Origin of the sequence: Streptomyces sp. NPDC007205, assembly GCF_040634095.1 — a bacterium.
Taxonomy (GTDB): domain Bacteria; phylum Actinomycetota; class Actinomycetes; order Streptomycetales; family Streptomycetaceae; genus Streptomyces.
This window is the reverse complement of the sequence record NZ_JBEYEW010000010.1, coordinates 173,477-192,655: the sequence shown is the minus strand read 5'-3', so window position 1 is coordinate 192,655 and position 19,179 is coordinate 173,477. Positions and strand designations below refer to the sequence as shown.

Here is a 19,179-nt window from a genome sequence, read left to right as displayed (position 1 = left end):
GGTTGGCCGGAACGCGATCAGCTCTCCGGACGCTCCTCCGGAGTCTGGTCCGTGACCGGAGCGGACTCCGTGGCGGTGGACTTGACCGTGCTGATGGCGGCCGTCGCGCCGTTCGCGCCGTTGGTGAGGGCCAGCTCCTTGGGGGAGAGCACCGGCGGGCGGGTGGACGGGGTGCGCCGGGAGGAGCCGGTCCAGGCGGGCCGCGGCGGGCGCTTGTGGATCGGGGCGAAGATCTCGGCGATCTCCTCCTTGCCCAGGGTCTCCTTCTCCAGCAGGTGGAGGACGAGCTGGTCGAGCACGTCGCGGTTCTCGACCAGGATCTCCCAGGCCTCGTTGTGCGCGGTCTCGATCAGCTTCTTGACTTCCTCGTCCACCAGGGCGGCGACTTCCTCGGAGTAGTCGCGCTGGTGAGCCATCTCACGGCCGAGGAACGGCTCGCTGTTGTCGCCGCCGAACTTGATGGCGCCGAGCCGCTCGGTCATGCCGTACTGGGTGACCATCGCGCGGGCCAGGTTGGTGGCCTTCTCGATGTCGTTCGCGGCGCCGGTGGTCGGGTCGTGGAAGACCAGTTCCTCGGCGGCGCGGCCGCCCAGCATGTAGGCGAGCTGGTCGAGCATCTCGTTACGCGTGGTCGAGTACTTGTCCTCGTCCGGCAGGACCATCGTGTAGCCGAGGGCGCGGCCGCGGGACAGGATCGTGATCTTGTGCACCGGGTCGGCGTTCGGGGAGGCCGCCGCGACCAGGGCGTGGCCGCCCTCGTGGTACGCGGTGATCTTCTTCTCCTTGTCCGACATGATCCGGGTCCGCTTCTGCGGGCCCGCGACCACACGGTCGATCGCCTCGTCCAGCGCCCTGTTGTCGATCAGCTTCTGGTCGCCACGGGCGGTCAGCAGGGCCGCCTCGTTGAGGACGTTCGCCAGGTCGGCACCCGTCATGCCGGGGGTGCGCCGGGCGACGGCGGCCAGGTCGACGTCGGGCGCGACCGGCTTGCCCTTCTGATGGACCTTGAGGATCTCCAGGCGGCCCTGCAGGTCCGGCGGGTCGACCGCGATCTGGCGGTCGAAGCGGCCGGGGCGGAGCAGCGCCGGGTCGAGGATGTCGGGACGGTTCGTCGCGGCGATGAGGATCACGCCGCCCTTGACGTCGAAGCCGTCCATCTCGACGAGCAGCTGGTTCAGGGTCTGCTCGCGCTCGTCGTGACCGCCGCCGAGGCCGGCGCCGCGGTGGCGGCCGACCGCGTCGATCTCGTCGACGAAGACGATCGCCGGAGCGTTCGCCTTGGCCTGCTCGAACAGGTCACGGACCCGGGAGGCACCGACACCGACGAACATCTCGACGAAGTCGGAACCGGAGATCGAGTAGAAGGGGACGCCCGCCTCGCCGGCCACGGCACGCGCGAGCAGCGTCTTACCGGTACCGGGACGGCCGTAGAGCAGCACGCCCTTGGGGATCTTGGCGCCGACGGCCTGGAACTTGGCCGGCTCCTGCAGGAACTCCTTGATCTCGTGGAGCTCCTCGACGGCCTCGTCGCAGCCGGCGACGTCCGAGAAGGTCGTCTTCGGGGTGTCCTTGGTGATGAGCTTGGCCTTGGACTTGCCGAAGTTCATGACCCGGGAGCCGCCGCCCTGCATCTGGTTCATCAGGAACAGGAAGACGACCACGATCAGGACGAAGGGCAGCAGGGAGAGCAGGACGCCGACGAACGGGTTCTGCTTGGACGGCGAAACCGTGTAGCCGTCCGGGATCTGCTTGTCCTGGTACTTGGTCTGCAGCGAGCCGGCGAGCTGGGCGCCCTGGTCACCGATGTAGCTTGCCTGGATCTTCGAGCTGCCGTCGACCTTCTGGCCGTCCTTGAGGGTGGCCTTGATGGTCTGCTCGTCGCCTGTGGTCAGCTTGGCCGACTGGACCCTGTTGTCATTGATCGCGGCAATGACCTGGCCGGTGTCCACCGTCTTGTAGCCGCCGGACGAGCCGACGACCTGCATCAACACGACCACGGCAAGGACGGCCAGCACGATCCACATGACCGGCCCACGGAAGTATCGCTTCACGTCCATCCATACGGAGCGGTGCCGCCCCGTCCCTCCTGCCATAGTGAGTTTGATAAGACAGTTCTTCTGACGGTACCCCAGCGTGGTGGTCCGAAGCCGCACGAAGTTTGCTTCGAAGGCCGGGAAACCCGTCTCTGCATGCTTCAACGGCCTGGAACCCGCCGGGGTTCCCGATCGTCCTACAAGGCTTGAGCCGAGTGGCTCACACCACCCGGTCCGGCTCAGCCGCCGTAGACGTGAGGCGCGAGCGTACCGACGAACGGCAGGTTGCGGTACTTCTCGGCGTAGTCGAGGCCGTAGCCGACGACGAACTCGTTCGGAATGTCGAAGCCGACCCACTCGACGTCGATGGCGACCTTCGCCGCATCCGGCTTGCGCAGCAGCGTGCACACCTTCAGGGAGGCGGGCTCGCGGGAGCCGAGGTTGTTGATCAGCCAGGACAGGGTCAGGCCCGAGTCGATGATGTCCTCGACGATGAGGACGTGCTTGCCCTTGATGTCGGTGTCGAGGTCCTTGAGGATCCGCACGACGCCGGAGGACTGGGTACCCGCGCCGTAGGAGGACACGGCCATCCAGTCCATGGTGACGGGGGTGGACAGCGCCCGGGCGAGGTCGGCCATGACCATCACCGCGCCCTTGAGGACGCCGACGATGAGCAGGTCCTTGTCCGTGTATTCCGCGTCGATCTTCGCGGCCAGCTCGGCCAGCTTCGCGTCGATCTCTTCTTTGGTGATGAGCACCTGTTGGAGGTCGGCACCCATGTCTTTCGCGTCCACCCGCATCACTTTCGGTCGTCCCACCGGCTGCTCACCCCCTCGGGGGGTAAGGATTCAGCCTTGCCGAATCACCAGTCTGCCACCCTGCCGGCGGGCGACGACTTTGCCCGGGAGATTGATGGCTCCCTGGCCGCGCCAGCCGGTGATCAGGCGGTCGACTTCCTCGATGTGGCGGGCGAACAGCGAACCGGCCGGGGCACCGGCCTCGATGGCGGCGCGGCGCAGGATGCGGCGGCGTACGGCGGGCGGGAGGGCGTAGAGCTTGGCGCACTCCAGCATGCCCGCGGCATCCCGTACGGCGGCCTCGGCCTGGCTGGCCCAGGCGTCGAGGGCGTCGGCGTCGTCCCGGGAGAGCTGGGCGGTGCGGGCGAGCGCCTCCACGACCCCTTTGCCGAGGGCCTTCTCCAGGGCGGGCAGGCCTTCGTGCCGCAGCCGGGAGCGGGTGTAGGCGGGGTCGGCGTTGTGAGGATCGTCCCAGACGGGGAGGGACTGGACCATGCAGGCCTTGCGGGCGGTCTGCCGGTCGAGTTCCAGGAAGGGGCGCCGGTAACGGCCGGCGGCCCCCGAGACCGCCGCCATGCCGGACAGGGAGCGGATGCCGGAGCCGCGGGCGAGGCCGAGAAGGACGGTTTCGGCCTGGTCGTCGCGGGTGTGGCCGAGCAGGACCGCGGTGGCGCCGTGGCGTTCGGCGACGGCGTCGAGGGCGGCGTAGCGGGCGTCTCGGGCGGCGGCTTCCGGTCCGCCTTCGCGGCCGACGGTCACGGCGACGGACTCGACCGGCGCGAGGCCGAGTTCACGCAGACGCAGGACGACCTCGTCGGCGCGGAGGTCGGAGCCGGGCTGGAGGCCGTGGTCGACGGTGACGCCGCCGGCACGGACGCCGAGCTTGGGCGCCTCGAAGGCGAGGGCGGAGGCGAGGGCCATGGAGTCGGCGCCGCCGGAGCACGCGACGAGCACGAGCGGGGAGGGGGGCCGCTCGGCCGGCCGGTCCGGGCGCGGGCCGAAGGCCTGCCGGGCGCCGGCACCGGCGAGGCTGTGGTGGTCGTTGAGGATGTCGTGGAGGACGCGGCGGACCGCCAGGCGTATCGCCGCGACCGCAGGATGGGGACCCATGTCCGGTTCCCTTCATGAAGTTTTTCGGGGGTGAGTCCGAGTCGGTCACTCAGAGTGTGTAGATGGTGACAGAAGCGGGCCGTTCCCCGAGCATTGCACGCCTACGCATGGCTCACGGTCCCTCGGACGGGTGATTGGAGGGGCGTTCGCCTGCCGTCGGCCGAATTCCATTCACGACGTGTCCATGCCGTTCAGGATTCGGCCTTGCGGTGCACCCGCGCGACCCAGTCCGCCGGTTTGGCGATCTCCGCTTTGGTGGGGAGGGTGTTGGGCGAGGTCCACACGCGGTTGAAGCCGTCGGTGCCGACCTGCTCGACGACGGCTCGTACGAACCGCTCGCCGTCCCGGTACTGCCTCAGTTTGGCATCCAGACCCAGCAGCTTGCGCAGGGCGAGGTCGAGGCGGGAGGCGCCCTTGGCGCGACGCTGCTGGAACTTCTCGCGGATCTCCGCGACGGTCGGTACGACGCTGGGTCCGACGCCGTCCATGACGTAGTCGGCGTGCCCCTCCAGCAGGGACATCACCGCGGTGAGACGGCCGAGGATCTCGCGCTGGGCGGGGGTCTGCACCAGCTCCACGAAGGACCGGCCGCCGTCCTCCTCCTCGCCCTCGGGGCGGCCTCCGGCGAGGGACTGCGCGGCTTCCCTGATGCGCTCCAGGAAGGTCATCGGGTCGACGTCGGTCTCGGCCAAGAACGACTGGATTTCGCCCTCCAGGTGGTCGCGCAGCCAGGGCACGGCCGTGAACTGGGTGCGGTGGGTCTCCTCGTGCAGGCACACCCACAGGCGGAAGTCGTGCGGGTCGACGTCGAGTTCGCGCTCGACGTGGACGATGTTGGGGGCGACGAGCAGGAGTCGGCCGCCGCCGTTCTCGCCGGCCGGGAGGTCGCGGGTGGCGGGGGCGAAGGTCTCGTACTGGCCGAGGACGCGGGAGGACAGGAACGACAGCAGCATGCCGAGTTCCACGCCGGTGACCTTGCCGCCGACGGTGCCGAGGACCGCGCTGCCCGGGTTGCCCGCGCGCCGCTCCTGCATCTTCTCCAGGAGCGGTTTGAGGATCTCGCGGAAGCCGGCGACATTGGCGCGGACCCAGCCGGGGCGGTCGACCACGAGGACGGGGGTGTCACGGGTGTCCTCGGTGCCCATACGCGTGAAGCCCCGGACGTGCCCCTCCGAGGCCTTGGCGTGCCGGCGCAGCTCCGCGACGACGGCGCGGGCCTCGTCGCGACTGACGTCCGGGCCCGGTCGTACGAGCCGTGTCGCGGTCGCCACCGCGAGGTTCCAGTCGACCATCCCGGGAGATGCGGTGCCACCGAAGCCAGTCATGTTGACAACCGTACGTGAGCGTTCCCGCTCGGGGCAGGCCGTGTGGGGGTGGCGGGGGTCGGGGGTGTTGCCCTGACACCCGGCACGACCCGTGCAGCGGCTACCGGCAACCGCAGCCCGCCAGTGCGGTCGCCGTTGTGTCCAGGGCCGACTGGGCCTGCAGGGGGTCGGTGGTGCCGGAGGCCAGGAAGGCGAAGGCCAGGAGGCGGCCATCGGTGTCCACCACCGTGCCGGCCAGGGTGTTGACGCCGGTCAGGGTGCCGGTCTTGGCGCGGATGACGCCGGCGGCGCCGTCGGTGTAGCGGTGGGTGAGGGTGCCGGTGAAGCCGGCCACGGGCAGGCCGGTGAGGACGGGGCGCAGACCGGGGCGGCCGGGGTCGCCGGCCGTGACCAGGAGGGCGGTGAGGAGGTCGGCGGTGAGCCTGTCGTCGCGGTTGAGGCCGCTGCCGTCGTGGAAGGAGGCGCCGGACATCGGCAGGCCCAGCTTGGTCAGCCGCGCGGAGATCGCCTTGGCGCCGCCGTCGAAGCTGCCGGGTTCGCCGCTGGTGAGGGCCGTCTGGCGGGCCAGGTGTTCGGCGATGTCGTTGTCGCTGTTGGTCAGCATGCGCTCGACCAGGGCGGACAGCGGGGGCGAGGAGACCGTGGCGAGGGTCTGCGCGCGCGTGGTGGCCTTGGAGGGGCCGGGGGGCGTGGTGGTGATCCCGGCGTCCTTGAGGAGGACCGCGAACTTGCCGGCCGCGTCCTTCGCCGGGTCGGTCACGCGGTGCGCCGGACCGCGGGTGGAGTCGTCGGTGCGGCCTTCGTCGACGGTCAGGGCGCTGACGGGCGCGAGGTTGTCGTTGACGCCGATGGTGTGCAGGGCGGGGCCGGTGTAGAGGGTGGTGTCGTAGGAGAGCGTGACCTTGCGGATCCCGCGCTTGCGGAGCGCCTTGGCGGTGTCGGTCGCCAGCGCGCGCAGGCTGGCCCAGTCCTCCCCGCCGCCGGCTTCCCCGGTCGTGTCGTGGGCGGTGAGGGTGGGGTCGCCGCCGCCGACGAGGACGAGTTCGCCGGTGTCGGGTTCGAGGGCGGCACGGGTGGTGAGGCGGTGGTCGGGGCCCAGGGCGGACAGGGCGGCGACAGCGGTGGCGATCTTGGTGGTGGAGGCGGGGGCGAACCCCTTGCCGGAGCCGGTGCCGTACAGGCGCCTGCCGGTGACCACGTCGACGACGGCCGCCGCATGGTCGCCGCCCAGCGCGGAGGCGTCCAGGAGGGGCCCCAGGACGTCCGAGAGGGGCTTTGCGCCCGGCGCGGCCTTCTTGGTGTCGAGGGCGCCCACGGGGCCGTCCAGGGCCGCCAGGACGGGCGCGGCGCTCGGCGCGGGCCGGGGTGCCGCCGTCGACGACGTGCCGGAGCGGCCGTGATCTGCGCCACCTGGTCGCTCCAGGGCCGCGGCGTGGTCCCGCTCGGCCGTACGCTGACCGTTGGCGTCCCAGGGGCCCGCCGCGGTCACCACACCGGCGGCGAGCGCGAGGCCGACGGTGGCGGCGCCCGCGGTGTACTGCCAGGTTCTGACCGCCTGCCGACGGGGCAGGCGGGCGGGCTGGGGCCGCAGGGCCCGTGTCAACCGCGCGACCTGCGGCTTCGCGGCCGCCCGGGCCCGCGCCAGACGCGGTCGTACGGCGTTCGCGATCCGCTCCACCTGCGGTCTCGCAGCCCGCCAAGGCCTCAGCTCTGGCACGACCACCAGCCCCTTTCGCGATCACACACCTGCGTGAGGGACACTTAACCACCAGAACTATGTGCTGATCATGGAGGAGCCACCGGTGGAGTTCGACGTCACGATCGAGATCCCGAAGGGTTCGCGCAACAAGTACGAGGTGGACCACGAGACCGGTCGGATCCGCCTGGACCGTCGCCTCTTCACCTCGACCGCCTACCCGACCGACTACGGCTTCGTCGAGAACACCCTCGGCGAGGACGGCGACCCGCTGGACGCGCTGGTCATCCTGGACGAGCCGACCTTCCCGGGCTGCCTGATCAAGTGCCGCGCGATCGGTATGTTCCGCATGACGGACGAGGCGGGCGGCGACGACAAGCTGCTGTGCGTGCCGGCCACCGACCCGCGAGTGGAGCACCTGCGCGACATCCACCACGTGTCGGAGTTCGACCGCCTGGAGATCCAGCACTTCTTCGAGGTGTACAAGGACCTGGAGCCCGGCAAGTCGGTCGAGGGCGCCAACTGGGTGGGCCGCACGGACGCCGAGGTGGAGATCGAGCGGTCGTACAAGCGCTTCAAGGAGCAGGGCGGCCACTGAGCCCCGCGCGCCGGAACGGGCCGTACGCGTGCGTGCGGCCCGTTTGGCATGCACGTACGCGTACGGACCGTTCGGGTACGTGTGCGCATACTGAGCCGTACGGAAGGTGTCGTTCAGGGAGCGGTGCGAGGTGACGGAGGCGGAGGACCGCAAGCCCCGGTCGGACGAGGCGCGGTACGACCCGGAGATCACGTCCGAGTTCGCCATTCCGCAGGGCATCGAGGCCCCCGACGGCGTCGGTGAGCCGGAGACCACGTCCGAGTTCGCGGTCCCGCGGGGACTTCCGGCGCCGCAGCCGCCGAGTGCCGAGCCGGAGGGGTCGGCGTTCAGCCTGCCGAGCACCTACAGCGCCAAGGAGGCCCCGTCGGCGTTCACTCCGGCCGCCGGAGTCCCGCTGGTCAGCCTGGTCAAGGACGCGCCCTGGCAGGACCGGATGCGCACGATGCTGCGCATGCCGGTGACCGAGCGGCCCGCGCCGGAGCCGGTACAGCGCGAGGAGGAGGACGGCCCGGCCGTACCCCGCGTGCTCGACCTGACCCTGCGCATCGGCGAGCTGCTGCTGGCCGGCGGCGAGGGCGCGGAGGACGTGGAGGCCGCGATGTTCGCGGTGTGCCGCTCCTACGGCCTGGACCGCTGTGAGCCGAACGTCACCTTCACGCTGCTGTCGATCTCGCACCAGCCGTCGCTGGTGGAGGACCCGGTGACGGCGTCGCGGACGGTACGGCGGCGGGGCACCGACTACACGCGGCTCGCGGCCGTGTTCCGGCTGGTGGACGACCTGACCGACCCGGAGACCCATGTCTCCCTGGAGGAGGCCTACCGGCGGCTGGCGGAGATCCGCCGCAACCGGCACCCCTACCCCGGCTGGGCGCTGAGCCTGGCAAGCGGACTGCTCGCGGGAGCCGCCTCCATCCTGGTCGGCGGTGATCTGATCGTGTTCGTCGCGGCGGCCGTCGGCGCGATGCTGGGCGACCGGCTGGCCTGGCTGTGCGCGGGACGCGGGCTGCCGGAGTTCTACCAGTTCACGGTGGCCGCGATGCCGCCCGCGGCGATCGGGGTGGCGTTCGCGCTGGCGCACGTCGACGTGAAGGCGTCCGCCGTCGTCACCGGTGGACTGTTCGCGCTGCTGCCCGGGCGGGCGCTGGTGGCAGGCGTGCAGGACGGCCTGACGGGCTTCTACATCACCGCCTCCGCGCGTCTGCTGGAGGTCATGTACTTCTTCGTCGGCATCGTCACCGGCGTGCTGGTCGTCCTGTACTTCGGTGTGAAGGTCGGCGGCAAGCTGAACCCGGACGCGGCGCTCATCATCAACGAACGGCCGCTGGTGCAGATCGCGGCGTCCATGCTGCTGTCTCTGACGTTCGCGGTGCTGCTGCAGCAGGAACGTTCGACCGTGCTGTGGGTGACGCTCAACGGGGGTGTCGCCTGGTCGGTGTACGGCGCGATGCACTACGTGGCCGACATCTCGCCGGTGGCGTCCACGGCCGTTGCGGCGGGGCTGGTGGGCCTTTTCGGGCAGCTGCTGTCGCGGTACCGGTTCGCTTCGGCCCTGCCGTACACGACGGCGGCGATCGGGCCCCTGCTGCCTGGCTCCGCCACGTACTTCGGGCTGCTCAACATGGCCCAGAACGAGGTGAACAAGGGGCTGGTGTCGCTGGCCAACGCGGCGTCGCTGGCCATCGCCATCGCCATCGGGGTCAACCTGGGGTCGGAGGTCTTCCGGCTGTTCCTGAGGATCGGCTCCGCCGGCAAGCGGCGGGCCGCCAAGAGGACCAGGGGCTTCTGAGGACTACGGGGCGCGGTGGTTGCCCTGGTTGTAGTCGTACGGGTACTGGTGCTGGTCGTACTGCCGCTGGTCGTACTGCTGCTGCTCACCGTACGGCTGCTGCTGCGGGTACTGCTGCCGGCCGTAGTACGGGTCGTACTGGTTGTCGTGGCCGCCCTGGTTGTCGTAGCCGCCCGGGTTGTCGTAGCCGCCCTGGTTCCAGTACTGCTGCTCCTGCTGCTGGTACTCGTACGGCTGGTCCGGCTCGACGCGGCGCAGCTGGGTGGTCTCGGTGTCCATGACCGGGGGTGCCGGGCGGGACGGCTCCGGTGCCGTCCGCGGAGCCTTCTTCTGCTTGCCGCGGGCGCGGAGGACCTCGATGGCGACCGGAATCACCGAGACGAGGACGATCAGGATCAGGATCGCCTCGATGTTGTTGTTGACGAAGCCGATGTTGCCGAGCCAGGAGCCGAGCAGGGTGACGCCCGCGCCCCACAGGACACCGCCGATGACGTTGAAGATCAGGAACGAGCGGTACTTCATGCCGCTGACGCCGGCGATGATCGGCGTGAACGTGCGCACGATGGGCACGAAGCGGGCCAGGACCAGGGACTTCGGGCCGTACTTCTCGAAGAACTCGTGCGCCTTGGTGACGTTCTCCTGCTTGAACAGGCGCGAGTCGGGGCGGTTGAACAGGGACGGGCCGACCTTCTTGCCGAACATGTAGCCCGCCTGGTCGCCGAGTATCGCGGCGAGGCAGATCAGGGCGATCGCACCCCACAGCGGGAAGTGCATCTTGTGGGAGGTGATCAGCAGACCGCAGGTGAACAACAGCGAGTCACCGGGCAGGAAGAAACCGATGAGCAGGCCGGACTCGGCGAAGACGACGAGCAGCAGGCCCCAGATGCTGTAGGTGTTGAGCAGGTAGTTGGGGTCCATCCAGCTCGGGCCGAGGGCGAGTGTCATCACGGGTCCGGGCTCCAGGGGGTCAAGGCGGCTACGGCATCCGGGTACGGCCGCCGCACAAAGCTATCAACGCGATGCGACCGCTCCAGGTTCCACCGGTGTCTCCAGGATGCGCTGGGGGATGACTGGGAGAAAGCTGTGACGCATGGGACTCGATGACTACGGCGGCGGCCAGGTTCCCCAGTCGGACGTGCTGGTCGTGACCTCGAACGACGTGCCCGGATACCGGGTGCAGCAGGTGATCGGCGAGGTGTTCGGGCTCACCGTGCGGTCGCGGCACCTCGGCAGCCAGATCGGCGCCGGGCTGAAGTCGATGATCGGCGGCGAGCTGAAGGGGATGACCAAGACGCTCGTCCAGACCCGCAACCAGGCCATGGAACGCCTGGTGGAACAGGCACGCGCGCGTGGCGCCAACGGAGTGCTGGCGTTCCGGTTCGACGTGACCGAGGCCGCGGACGTGGGCACCGAGGTGTGCGCCTACGGCACGGCGGTGGTCCTGGCCCGGGAGTGAACCCGGGCACTCCCGGGCCAGGACCGCTCAGGAGGCGGTGCGCCGGTCGGCGTTGGCGAGGATCGCGTCGCGCAGGTGCTCGGCGAGGCCGGGCCCCATGGCGTCGTAGTACGCCTTGAAGCGCTCGTCGGAGACGTACATGTCGCCGAAGCACCGGTGCATCTCGTAGGGGACCTCGAAGAACCACCTGTTCATGTGCTGCCGGTGTTCCTCGGCCATGTCCATGGCCGCCTCACCGGACGGCTGCGCGCCCGCGGCCACCAGGGCGGCGTACCGCTCCTGCCAGTCGTCGACCTCGGCCTTGATCCGCTTCCAGTCCTCCTTGGTGTAGCGCGAGGCGCGGCGCCGGGACTCGGCCCAGGCCTCGGTGCTGCCCCAGCGCTGCTCGGCCTCCTCGGCGTACTCCTCGTTGAAGGGGTCCTTGTCCCCGAACACCTCGAACCGCTCCTCCGGGGTGAGGTTGATGCCCATCTTGCGTGCCTCCATGGCGTGCTCCACGGCCGCGGCCATCTTCTGCAGCTTCTCGATCCGGGCGGTCAGCAGTTCGTGCTGGCGGCGCAGGTGTGCGCACGGGTCACCTCTGCCGGTGGCCAGGTCGTCGAGCAGGGCCGCGACCTCGTCGAGCGGGAAGCCGAGCTCCCGGTAGAACAGGATCTGCTGGAGCCGGTCGAGGTCGGCGTCGTTGTAGCGCCGGTGGCCGGCGTACGTGCGCTCGCTGGGCACGAGCAGACCGATCTCGTCGTAGTGGTGCAGGGTGCGCACCGTCACTCCGGCGAACCCCGCGACCTGTCCCACGGAGTAGCTCACTTTTCCGCTCCTTGTCGTCGGTACGCCGTCCACGCTGAGGCCTCACGTCACGTGAGGTGCAAGCCGGTTTCCGTGCGAGACGGCCGGGATGTTCGGGATGTTGTGTGCATTTTGTCCGCTTATGGTGAGCCCGTGGCCCAGGAAACCGACGCGCAGGAGGCGCCCGCCACCTCGCCCACGGCCCCGGCACGGGCTCTGCTGCCCCACATCCTGCCCGCCGTGGTCGTGGGCGTGGTCGCGAGCCTGGTCTTCGTCGGGGTCAGCGCGGCGGCGGAGAGGTTCGAGCGCGTGCTGTGGGGGCCGTTGCCGGACGCGCTCGGGGTGGGGCGCTACTCGGTGCCGTGGATGTTCGTCATGCTCGTGGCGACCGGGATCGCCGTCGGGCTGGTGGTCTGGAAGGTGCCGGGCCACGCCGGGCCCGATCCGGCGACCCTCGGGCTCAACGCCCCGGTCATGGCGCCGGTCGTACTGCCCGGACTGGTGCTGGCGACCGGGCTGATGCTGGCCGGCGGGCCGAGTCTCGGCCCGGAGAACCCGATCATCGCCGTGAACGTGGGCCTCGCGGCCTGGCTCGGCGCGCGTCTGATGCCGCGGACGCCGGGCAGCCTGTGGCCCGTGCTGGCCGAGTCGGCGACGATCGGCGCGCTGTTCGGCACGCCGGTGGCGGCGGCGCTGGTCATCTCGGAGGCGCTGGCCGGGCGTCCGATGCGCGGACGGCTGTGGGACAACCTGTTCGCGCCGCTGACCGCCGGCGCGTGCGGGGCCGTCACGACCACCCTGGTGTCCCATCCGACCTTCGACCTGGGGCTCCCGCCCCTGGGCCACCCGGACGGGAAGGACGTCCTGGCGGCCCTCGTGATCGCCCCGGCCGCCGCGCTGCTCGGCATGTGCGCCGTCTACGCCTTCCCGTACGTCCACGCGGCCTTCCGGCGGCTGCGGCACCCCATGCTGATGCTTCCGGCCGGCGGGGTCGTGCTGGGCGCTCTGGGGGCGCTGGGCGGCCATCTGACGCTGTTCAAGGGGCTGTCGGAGATCGGGGAGCTGGCCCGCCGTCCGGACGGCTGGTCGGCGGGGCAGTTCGCCGGGATGGCGGTGGTGAAGCTGGCCGCGCTGCTCGTCGCCGCGTCCTGCGGTTTCCGGGGCGGCCGGATCTTCCCGGCGGTCTTCATCGGCAGCGCCCTCGGCCTGTGCGCCCATGCGCTCGTTCCGGCCGTGCATCCCGCGGTGGGCGTCGCGACGGCCGTCCTGGGCATGCTCCTGGCGGTCACCCGGCAGGGCTGGGTGAGCCTGTTCACCGCCGCGGTACTCGTCGCCTCGCCCGGCATCCTCGCCCTGCTGTGCATCGCCTCGCTGCCGGCCTGGCTGCTGGTGACGGGGCGCCCGCAGATGCAGTTGCGCGGGGACGGCACCCCGGTCCGCTGAAAGAACCTTCCCTGGAGGCACGTTCATGGCCCTGCACAAAGGACCCGCGAAGCACGATGAGCGGACGATGGCGGTCAACCCGTTCTTCGGAGAGGCCAATCCGGTCGGCGGCATGACCGAGGCCCCGCCCACGCACCGGCTCCCGGACGCGCCGCTGGCCCCGTCCACGGCGTACCAGCTGGTGCACGACGAGCTGATGCTGGACGGCAACTCCCGGCTGAATCTGGCCACGTTCGTCACCACCTGGATGGAGCCGCAGGCCGGGGTGCTGATGGCGGAGTGCCGGGACAAGAACATGATCGACAAGGATGAGTACCCGCGCACGGCCGAACTGGAGCGGCGCTGTGTGGCGATGCTCGCCGACCTGTGGAACGCGCCGGACCCGTCGGCGGCCGTCGGCTGTTCCACGACCGGGTCGAGCGAGGCGTGCATGCTCGCCGGGATGGCGCTGAAGCGGCGCTGGACGAGGCGCAACGAAGGCCGCTATCAGGGCGGGGCGCGGCCCAATCTGGTCATGGGCGTCAACGTCCAGGTGTGCTGGGACAAGTTCTGCAACTTCTGGGAGGTGGAGGCCCGGCAGGTGCCCATGGAGGGCGACCGGTTCCATCTGGACCCGCAGGCCGCCGCCGAGCTGTGCGACGAGAACACCATCGGGGTGGTCGGCATCCTCGGCTCGACGTTCGACGGCTCCTACGAGCCGATCGCCGAGCTGTGCGCGGCCCTGGACGCCCTGCAGGAGCGGACGGGGCTCGACGTCCCGGTGCATGTGGACGGCGCGTCCGGCGGCATGGTGGCGCCCTTCCTGGACCCGGGTCTGGTGTGGGACTTCCGGCTGCCGCGCGTGGCCTCGATCAACGCCTCGGGGCACAAGTACGGGCTGGTGTACCCGGGGGTCGGCTGGGCGCTGTGGCGGGACCGGGAGGCACTGCCCGAGGAGCTGGTCTTCCGGGTCAACTACCTGGGCGGGGACATGCCGACGTTCGCGCTCAACTTCTCCCGGCCCGGCGCCCAGGTGGTGGCCCAGTACTACACGTTCCTGCGCCTGGGCCGCGAGGGCTACCGCGCGGTGCAGCAGTCGACGCGGGACGTGGCGACCTCGCTCGCCGGGAAGATCGCGGCGCTCGGCGACTTCCGGCTGCTCACGCACGGCGACGAGCTGCCGGTGTTCGCGCTGACCACGGCCGACGACGTCACGGCGTACGACGTCTTCGACGTCTCCCGGCGGCTGCGCGAGAGCGGCTGGCTGGTGCCCGCGTACACCTTCCCGCCGCACCGCGAGGACCTCTCCGTGCTGCGGATCGTGTGCCGCAACGGCTTCTCGCACGACCTGGCCGACCTGTTCCTGGACGACCTGACCCGCCTGCTGCCCGAGCTGCGCCGGCAGCCGCATCCGCTCACCCGGGACAAGCAGTCGGCCACCGGCTTCCACCACTAGACAGGGCCTGGCCCTGGGCTACCGCCCGAGGCGGGCGAACCTCCGTACCGCCAGTGGGAGGAACACCGCCAGCAGGGCGAGGGGCCACAGGACGGCCGGCCAGACGTGGCCCGCCTCGCCGCCGGGGCTGCCCAGGAGGTCGCGTACGGCCGTCGCCGTCTGGGACAGGGGGTTGAACTGGACGGCCGTGCCGAGCCAGTGCGGCATGGAGTCGCGGGCGGCGATGGCGTTGGAGAGGAACCCGACCGGCCAGACGAGGATCTGCACGGCCTGGACCATCTCCGGGCGGCCGGCGACCAGGGCGAGATGGATGCCGATCCAGAGCATGGCGAAGCGGAACAGCAGAAGCAGTCCTGCGGCGGCCAGGAAGGCGCCGGGGCCGCCGTGCGCCCGCCAGCCGAGCGCGTACGCCACACCGGTCACCAGGGCCAGCGCGGCAGCCGACTGGAGCATGTCGGCGGCCGAACGGCCCACCAGGACCGCCCCGTCCGCCATGGGCAGGGAACGGAACCGGTCGATGACGCCCCTGGTGAGGTCCTGGGTGACCGCCGTCATGGTGCCCTCCAGGCCGAAGGCCATGGTGAGCGCGAGCATGCCGGGCACCAGGAAGTCGACGTAGTCACCGGTGACGCCCCGGCCGCCGCCGATCAGGTAGCCGAACATCAGCAGGAGCATCACCGGGAAGGCCAGCGCGACCAGCGGCTGTCCGGGCTGCCGGCCCCAGCGGGCCAGTTCGCGCCGGGTCATGGTCCAGGAGTCGGTCAGCGCGTACGCCGGCGCACCGCCCGCCTTCGCACCGCCCGCCTTCGCCCCGCTCACTCGCGTCGCGCTCACGCGGCCTCCCTCCCTCGGTTCCGGCCCCCGGTGAGGTGCAAGAACACCTCGTCCAGCGTGGGACGGCGCAGGGCGACGTCCGCCGCCTCGATGCCGGCGGCCTCCAGGGCGCGTACGACAGCGGACAGTGCGCTCATGCGGTCGGTGACCGGGGCGCTGAGCAGCCGGCGGTCGGTGTCCACGGAAACCCCCTCCAGGGGGAGCAGGGCGACGGCGGCACCGAGTCGGCCGGCGTCGCGCAGGACGATGTCGACGCGGTCGCCGCCGGTGAGGGTCTTCAGCTCGTCGGGGGTGCCGTCGGCGACGACCCGGCCGTGGTCCACGAAGGCGACGCGGTCGGCGAGCTGGTCGGCCTCCTCCAGGTACTGGGTGGTGAGCAGGACCGTCGTACCGGCGCCGGCCAAAGACCGTACGGCGGCCCAGACCTCGGTACGGCCGCGCGGGTCGAGGCCGGTCGTGGGCTCGTCGAGGAACAGCACCTCGGGGTCGGTGATCAGGGACGCGGCGAGGTCGAGGCGGCGGCGCATCCCGCCGCTGTAGCGGGCGACCGGGGTGCGGCCGGTGCCGGTGAGGTCGAAGCGCTCCAGGAGTTCGGTGGCGCGTACGCGCGCGTGGCGGGCGCCGAGGTGGTGCAGCCGGGCGAACATCTCCAGGTTCTGCCGGCCGTCCAGTTGCTCGTCCAGGGCCGCGTACTGGCCGAGCAGGCCGATGCGGCGGCGCACCGCGCGGGCCTCGGCGCGCACGTCGTGCCCGGCGACCCGGATGCGGCCGCCGTCCGGCCTGAGCAGGGTGGACAGGATCCGGACCAGGGTGGTCTTGCCCGCGCCGTTGGGGCCGAGCACGGCGTGCACCGTGCCCCGTGCGACGCTCAGGTCGAGCCCGTTCAGGGCGTGTTCGGTGCCATAGGTCTTGTGTGCGTCCTCGACGGTGATCACCGGGTCGGCCATGCCGCTCCTCTGCTAGTCAAGTTTGACTACATGCTCGAACGTAACGCCGGACCCGGCATTGGTCAAACTTGATCAGTCGTCGGACACGGTCAGCGGTCGTCCTCCGGATGCCGCTCCCCCGTCGCGTACGGGTTCGCCTCGCCCTCGGCGAGCACGCCGACGAACGGTTCGCCCTCACCGGCGAAGGTGTACGCGCCGTTCTCGATGCGCGCGACAAGGCCATGGGTCCACTCGGCCTCGGAGTCGGCCGTGTGCACCCACATGTTCATGATCTCGCCGATGTGGCCGAGCTGCCCCGGTCCCCCCTCGGGCACGTAGTGCTCGGTGACCGAGGAGCGCCAGGCCTCGATCCGGCGGGTGCGCTCCTTCAGCAGCGCCACCGCCTCGGGCCTCGGCAGGTCGACCATGAAGCCGATCGCCGCCGCCTTCACGTCGCCGCGCTGGTCGTAGGTGACCAGCGCGGCGCGCAGCAGGGCGAAGTACTCCTCGGTGCCCGTGCTGGTCAGCTCGTACTCGGTGCGGGGCGGGCCGCCGGCCGTGGACGGCGCGATCTCGTGCGCGTGCAGCAGCCCTTGCCTGGCCATCTGCTTCAGGGCGTGGTAGATCGAACCCGGCTTGGCGTGGGACCACTCGTGCGCGCCCCAGTACTCCAGGTCGTTGCGGACCTGGTAGCCGTGGGCCCGCCCGTGCTGGCGGACCGCGCCCAGCACGAGAAGTCGGATCGCTGACATGGGGTCCAGGTTAGGGCCCCGCGATCACCCCCAGGCGCCCTGGCCCTGGGCTTCCTGGGCCACCAGCTCGAAGGCCGTCTTTCCGTCCAGGGATTCCCGGATGATGTCGGCGTGGCCGGCGTGCCGGGCCGTCTCGCGGATCAGCTGCAGACACAGCCAGCGCAGCGAGACCCGGGCCTGCGGCGGGAACCAGGGGTCCGGCGGGAGCGGGAAGGTATCGTCCAGGCTCGGCGCGGAGCGGATGAACTTCTCCGTCTCGGCGGCGACCTCCTCCCAGTACGCCAGTTGCCCGGCGACCGTCTCGTCGTCGGTCAGCTGGAAGCACTCGTGCCAGTTCGACTCGTCACGCCGGACCGCCGGCGGCTCCTGCCTGGCCCGGGCGACCCAGCCCTGCTCGACCTCGGCGACGTGCTTGAGCAGGCCGCCCAGGGACAGCTCACTGGCGCTGGGGCGGGTGCGGGCCTGTTCCTCGGTCAGACCGAGCAGGGCCCGGCGGATCCCGCCGCGCTGTTCCTCGATGAACGCCAGCAGCGCTCCTCGCTCGTCGCCCTTCGCCTCCGCAGGCACGTGCTTGACCATGACGGCCGCCTTTCATCGGTCCACCGGGACTCTCGCCCTGACACCGATGACGTTACGGGCCCTTGCGGTCAGGTTCTGTCCGCAAGTACCGGTCGTGGCGAGAATTCGTCAGAACGGAAAGGCGCTGCGGCCGTGCTGCACCGAGATCCACTTGACGGTCGTGAACGCCTCCAGCGTCGTCTCGCCGTTCAGTCGGCCGATCCCGGACTGCTTCTCGCCACCGAACGGCACGATCGGCTCGTCGTGGACCGTGCCGTCGTTCACGTGGAACATGCCGGTGTCGATCTGCTTGGCGAAGGCGACGCCCCGCTCGATGTCACCGGTGTGGACGGCGCCGCTGAGGCCGTACGGCGTGTCGTTGACGATGCGGAGCGCCTCCTCCTCACCGTCGAACGGGACGAGGAAGACGACCGGGCCGAAGATCTCCTGGCGCAGCAGCGCGGAGTCGGCGGGGACGTCGGTGAGCACGCTGGGCTCGACCAGGTTGCCCGACGTGCCGCCGCGGAGGAGGGCGGTGGCGCCCTCGGCGACGGCCTGCTCGACGGCTCCGGAAATGGCGTTCGCCTGCTGGGAGTTGATCACCGGGCCGATAACGGTCTGCGGGTCGCGCGGGTCGCCGACCTTCAGCGACCTCACCTTGGCGACGAACTTCTCGGTGAACTCGCCGGCGATCGAGCGGTCCACGAGCACGCGGTTCGCGGCCATGCAGACCTGGCCCTGGTGGACGAACCGGCTGAAGACCGCCGCGTCCACCGCGTAGTCGAGGTCGGCGTCGTCCAGGACCACCAGCGCGCTGTTGCCGCCCAGTTCGAGCACCGAGCGCTTGAAGTTCGCGGCGCAGACGGTGGCCACATGCCGGCCGACCTTGTCGGAGCCGGTGAAGGAGATGACCTTCGGGACCGGGTGCTCGATGAACGCGTCGCCGATCTCGGCGATGTCGGTGACCACGACGTTGAGCAGGCCGCCGGGCAGCCCGGCTTCCTCGAAGATCTTCGCGATCAGGGTGCCGCCCGCGATCGGGGTGTTCTGGTGCGGCTTGAGGACCACTCCGTTGCCGAGCGTGAGCGCCGGGGCGACCGACTTGATCGACAGCAGAAAGGGGAAGTTGAAGGGGCTGATCACACCCACGACCCCGACCGGTACCCGGTAGACACGGTTCTCCTTGCCGTCGACCGGGGAGGGCAGGATCCTGCCCTCGGGGCGCAGCGCCAGGTGGATCGACTCGCGCAGGAACTCCTTGGCCAGGTGCAGCTCGAAACCGGCCTTCACGCGCGTGCCGCCCAGTTCCGCGATGATCAGGTCGGCTATCTCCTGCTCGCGGTCCTCTATGAGTCTGAGCGCCCGCTCGAAGACCGCACGGCGGGCGTAGGGGTTGGTCGCGGCCCACTGCTTCTGGGCGCGGGCCGCGGCCCGGTAGGCCTGGTCCACCTCGCCGGCCGTGGCCACCGTGATCGAGGCCAGCTTCTCGTCGTCGTAGGGGTTGAAGTCGATGACGTCCCAGGAGCCGGTGCCCGGACGCCACTCGCCGTCGATGTACTGCTGGGCCAGGTCGGTGAAGTAGGACGACATGTGATCCCTCAATCACTAGCGGACGCAGATCCTGGTCAAGGTCTGATCACACGT

The 19,179-nt window shown here is 70.6% G+C and carries 17 protein-coding genes; 5 read left to right on the top strand and 12 right to left on the bottom strand.

Annotated elements, in window-relative coordinates; all coding sequences use genetic code 11:
• Positions 1-17: 17 nt before the first annotated feature.
• The 5 genes from ftsH to dacB all read right to left on the bottom strand — a co-directional run bounded on the left by ftsH (position 18) and on the right by dacB (position 6,943).
• Positions 18-2,057, bottom strand: coding sequence for an ATP-dependent zinc metalloprotease FtsH (gene ftsH, locus ABZ624_RS19355; RefSeq protein WP_360089881.1), 2,040 nt, complete (start codon positions 2,055-2,057; stop codon positions 18-20).
• A 215-nt stretch (positions 2,058-2,272) separates the two neighbouring features.
• Positions 2,273-2,833, bottom strand: a complete 561-nt coding sequence (gene hpt, locus ABZ624_RS19350) for a hypoxanthine phosphoribosyltransferase (protein ID WP_360090048.1) — start codon at positions 2,831-2,833, stop codon at positions 2,273-2,275.
• A 48-nt stretch (positions 2,834-2,881) separates the two neighbouring features.
• Positions 2,882-3,940 (bottom strand): tRNA lysidine(34) synthetase TilS, encoded by a 1,059-nt coding sequence (tilS, locus tag ABZ624_RS19345; protein ID WP_360089878.1) that lies wholly within the window; start codon positions 3,938-3,940, stop codon positions 2,882-2,884.
• A gap of 191 nt (positions 3,941-4,131) precedes the next feature.
• A complete protein-coding gene (locus ABZ624_RS19340; RefSeq protein ID WP_360089875.1) occupies positions 4,132-5,265 on the bottom strand; it encodes a zinc-dependent metalloprotease in 1,134 nt (377 codons plus the stop codon).
• Between the two features lie 100 nt (positions 5,266-5,365).
• On the bottom strand, positions 5,366-6,943 hold the full coding sequence (dacB, locus tag ABZ624_RS19335) for a D-alanyl-D-alanine carboxypeptidase/D-alanyl-D-alanine-endopeptidase (RefSeq protein ID WP_360089872.1): 1,578 nt from the start codon (positions 6,941-6,943) through the stop codon (positions 5,366-5,368).
• A gap of 124 nt (positions 6,944-7,067) precedes the next feature.
• Between dacB and ABZ624_RS19330 the strand changes: the two genes are divergently transcribed.
• On the top strand, positions 7,068-7,559 hold the full coding sequence (locus ABZ624_RS19330) for an inorganic diphosphatase (protein WP_046730908.1): 492 nt from the start codon (positions 7,068-7,070) through the stop codon (positions 7,557-7,559).
• 130 nt (positions 7,560-7,689) lie between these two features.
• Positions 7,690-9,345, top strand: coding sequence for a threonine/serine exporter family protein (locus ABZ624_RS19325; RefSeq protein ID WP_360089869.1), 1,656 nt, complete (start codon positions 7,690-7,692; stop codon positions 9,343-9,345).
• A 3-nt stretch (positions 9,346-9,348) separates the two neighbouring features.
• Here ABZ624_RS19325 and ABZ624_RS19320 read toward each other — a convergent pair whose 3' ends face one another.
• Complete coding sequence (locus ABZ624_RS19320) at positions 9,349-10,293, bottom strand: VTT domain-containing protein (protein ID WP_360089866.1); 945 nt, start codon at positions 10,291-10,293, stop codon at positions 9,349-9,351.
• Positions 10,294-10,435: 142 nt separating this feature from the next.
• Between ABZ624_RS19320 and ABZ624_RS19315 the strand changes: the two genes are divergently transcribed.
• Entirely contained in the window at positions 10,436-10,801 is a 366-nt protein-coding gene (locus ABZ624_RS19315) for a YbjQ family protein (protein ID WP_360089863.1), read from the top strand.
• A 27-nt stretch (positions 10,802-10,828) separates the two neighbouring features.
• Here the strand turns inward: ABZ624_RS19315 and ABZ624_RS19310 are convergent, their stop codons facing one another.
• On the bottom strand, positions 10,829-11,608 hold the full coding sequence (locus ABZ624_RS19310) for a MerR family transcriptional regulator (protein WP_360089860.1): 780 nt from the start codon (positions 11,606-11,608) through the stop codon (positions 10,829-10,831).
• A gap of 132 nt (positions 11,609-11,740) precedes the next feature.
• On the opposite strand from ABZ624_RS19310, the gene ABZ624_RS19305 reads away from it, so the two are divergent.
• Positions 11,741-13,030 carry an ion channel protein gene (locus ABZ624_RS19305; RefSeq protein WP_360089857.1) on the top strand — a complete coding sequence of 430 codons (1,290 nt, stop codon included), beginning with the start codon at positions 11,741-11,743 and terminating at the stop codon, positions 13,028-13,030.
• Between the two features lie 25 nt (positions 13,031-13,055).
• Positions 13,056-14,465 (top strand): glutamate decarboxylase, encoded by a 1,410-nt coding sequence (locus ABZ624_RS19300; protein WP_360089854.1) that lies wholly within the window; start codon positions 13,056-13,058, stop codon positions 14,463-14,465.
• 18 nt (positions 14,466-14,483) lie between these two features.
• Here ABZ624_RS19300 and ABZ624_RS19295 read toward each other — a convergent pair whose 3' ends face one another.
• The 5 genes from ABZ624_RS19295 to ABZ624_RS19275 all read right to left on the bottom strand — a co-directional run bounded on the left by ABZ624_RS19295 (position 14,484) and on the right by ABZ624_RS19275 (position 19,125).
• A complete protein-coding gene (locus ABZ624_RS19295) occupies positions 14,484-15,212 on the bottom strand; it encodes an ABC transporter permease (protein WP_360090045.1) in 729 nt (242 codons plus the stop codon).
• A gap of 83 nt (positions 15,213-15,295) precedes the next feature.
• A complete protein-coding gene (locus ABZ624_RS19290; RefSeq protein ID WP_360089851.1) occupies positions 15,296-16,246 on the bottom strand; it encodes an ATP-binding cassette domain-containing protein in 951 nt (316 codons plus the stop codon).
• An 89-nt stretch (positions 16,247-16,335) separates the two neighbouring features.
• The gene (locus ABZ624_RS19285) at positions 16,336-16,977 is read right to left on the bottom strand and encodes a PadR family transcriptional regulator (RefSeq protein ID WP_360089848.1); all 642 of its coding nucleotides are present in this window, start codon (positions 16,975-16,977) and stop codon (positions 16,336-16,338) included.
• A 24-nt stretch (positions 16,978-17,001) separates the two neighbouring features.
• Complete coding sequence (locus ABZ624_RS19280; RefSeq protein ID WP_360089845.1) at positions 17,002-17,556, bottom strand: DinB family protein; 555 nt, start codon at positions 17,554-17,556, stop codon at positions 17,002-17,004.
• A gap of 108 nt (positions 17,557-17,664) precedes the next feature.
• A complete protein-coding gene (locus tag ABZ624_RS19275; RefSeq protein ID WP_360089842.1) occupies positions 17,665-19,125 on the bottom strand; it encodes an aldehyde dehydrogenase family protein in 1,461 nt (486 codons plus the stop codon).
• Between the last annotated feature and the right edge of the window lie 54 nt (positions 19,126-19,179).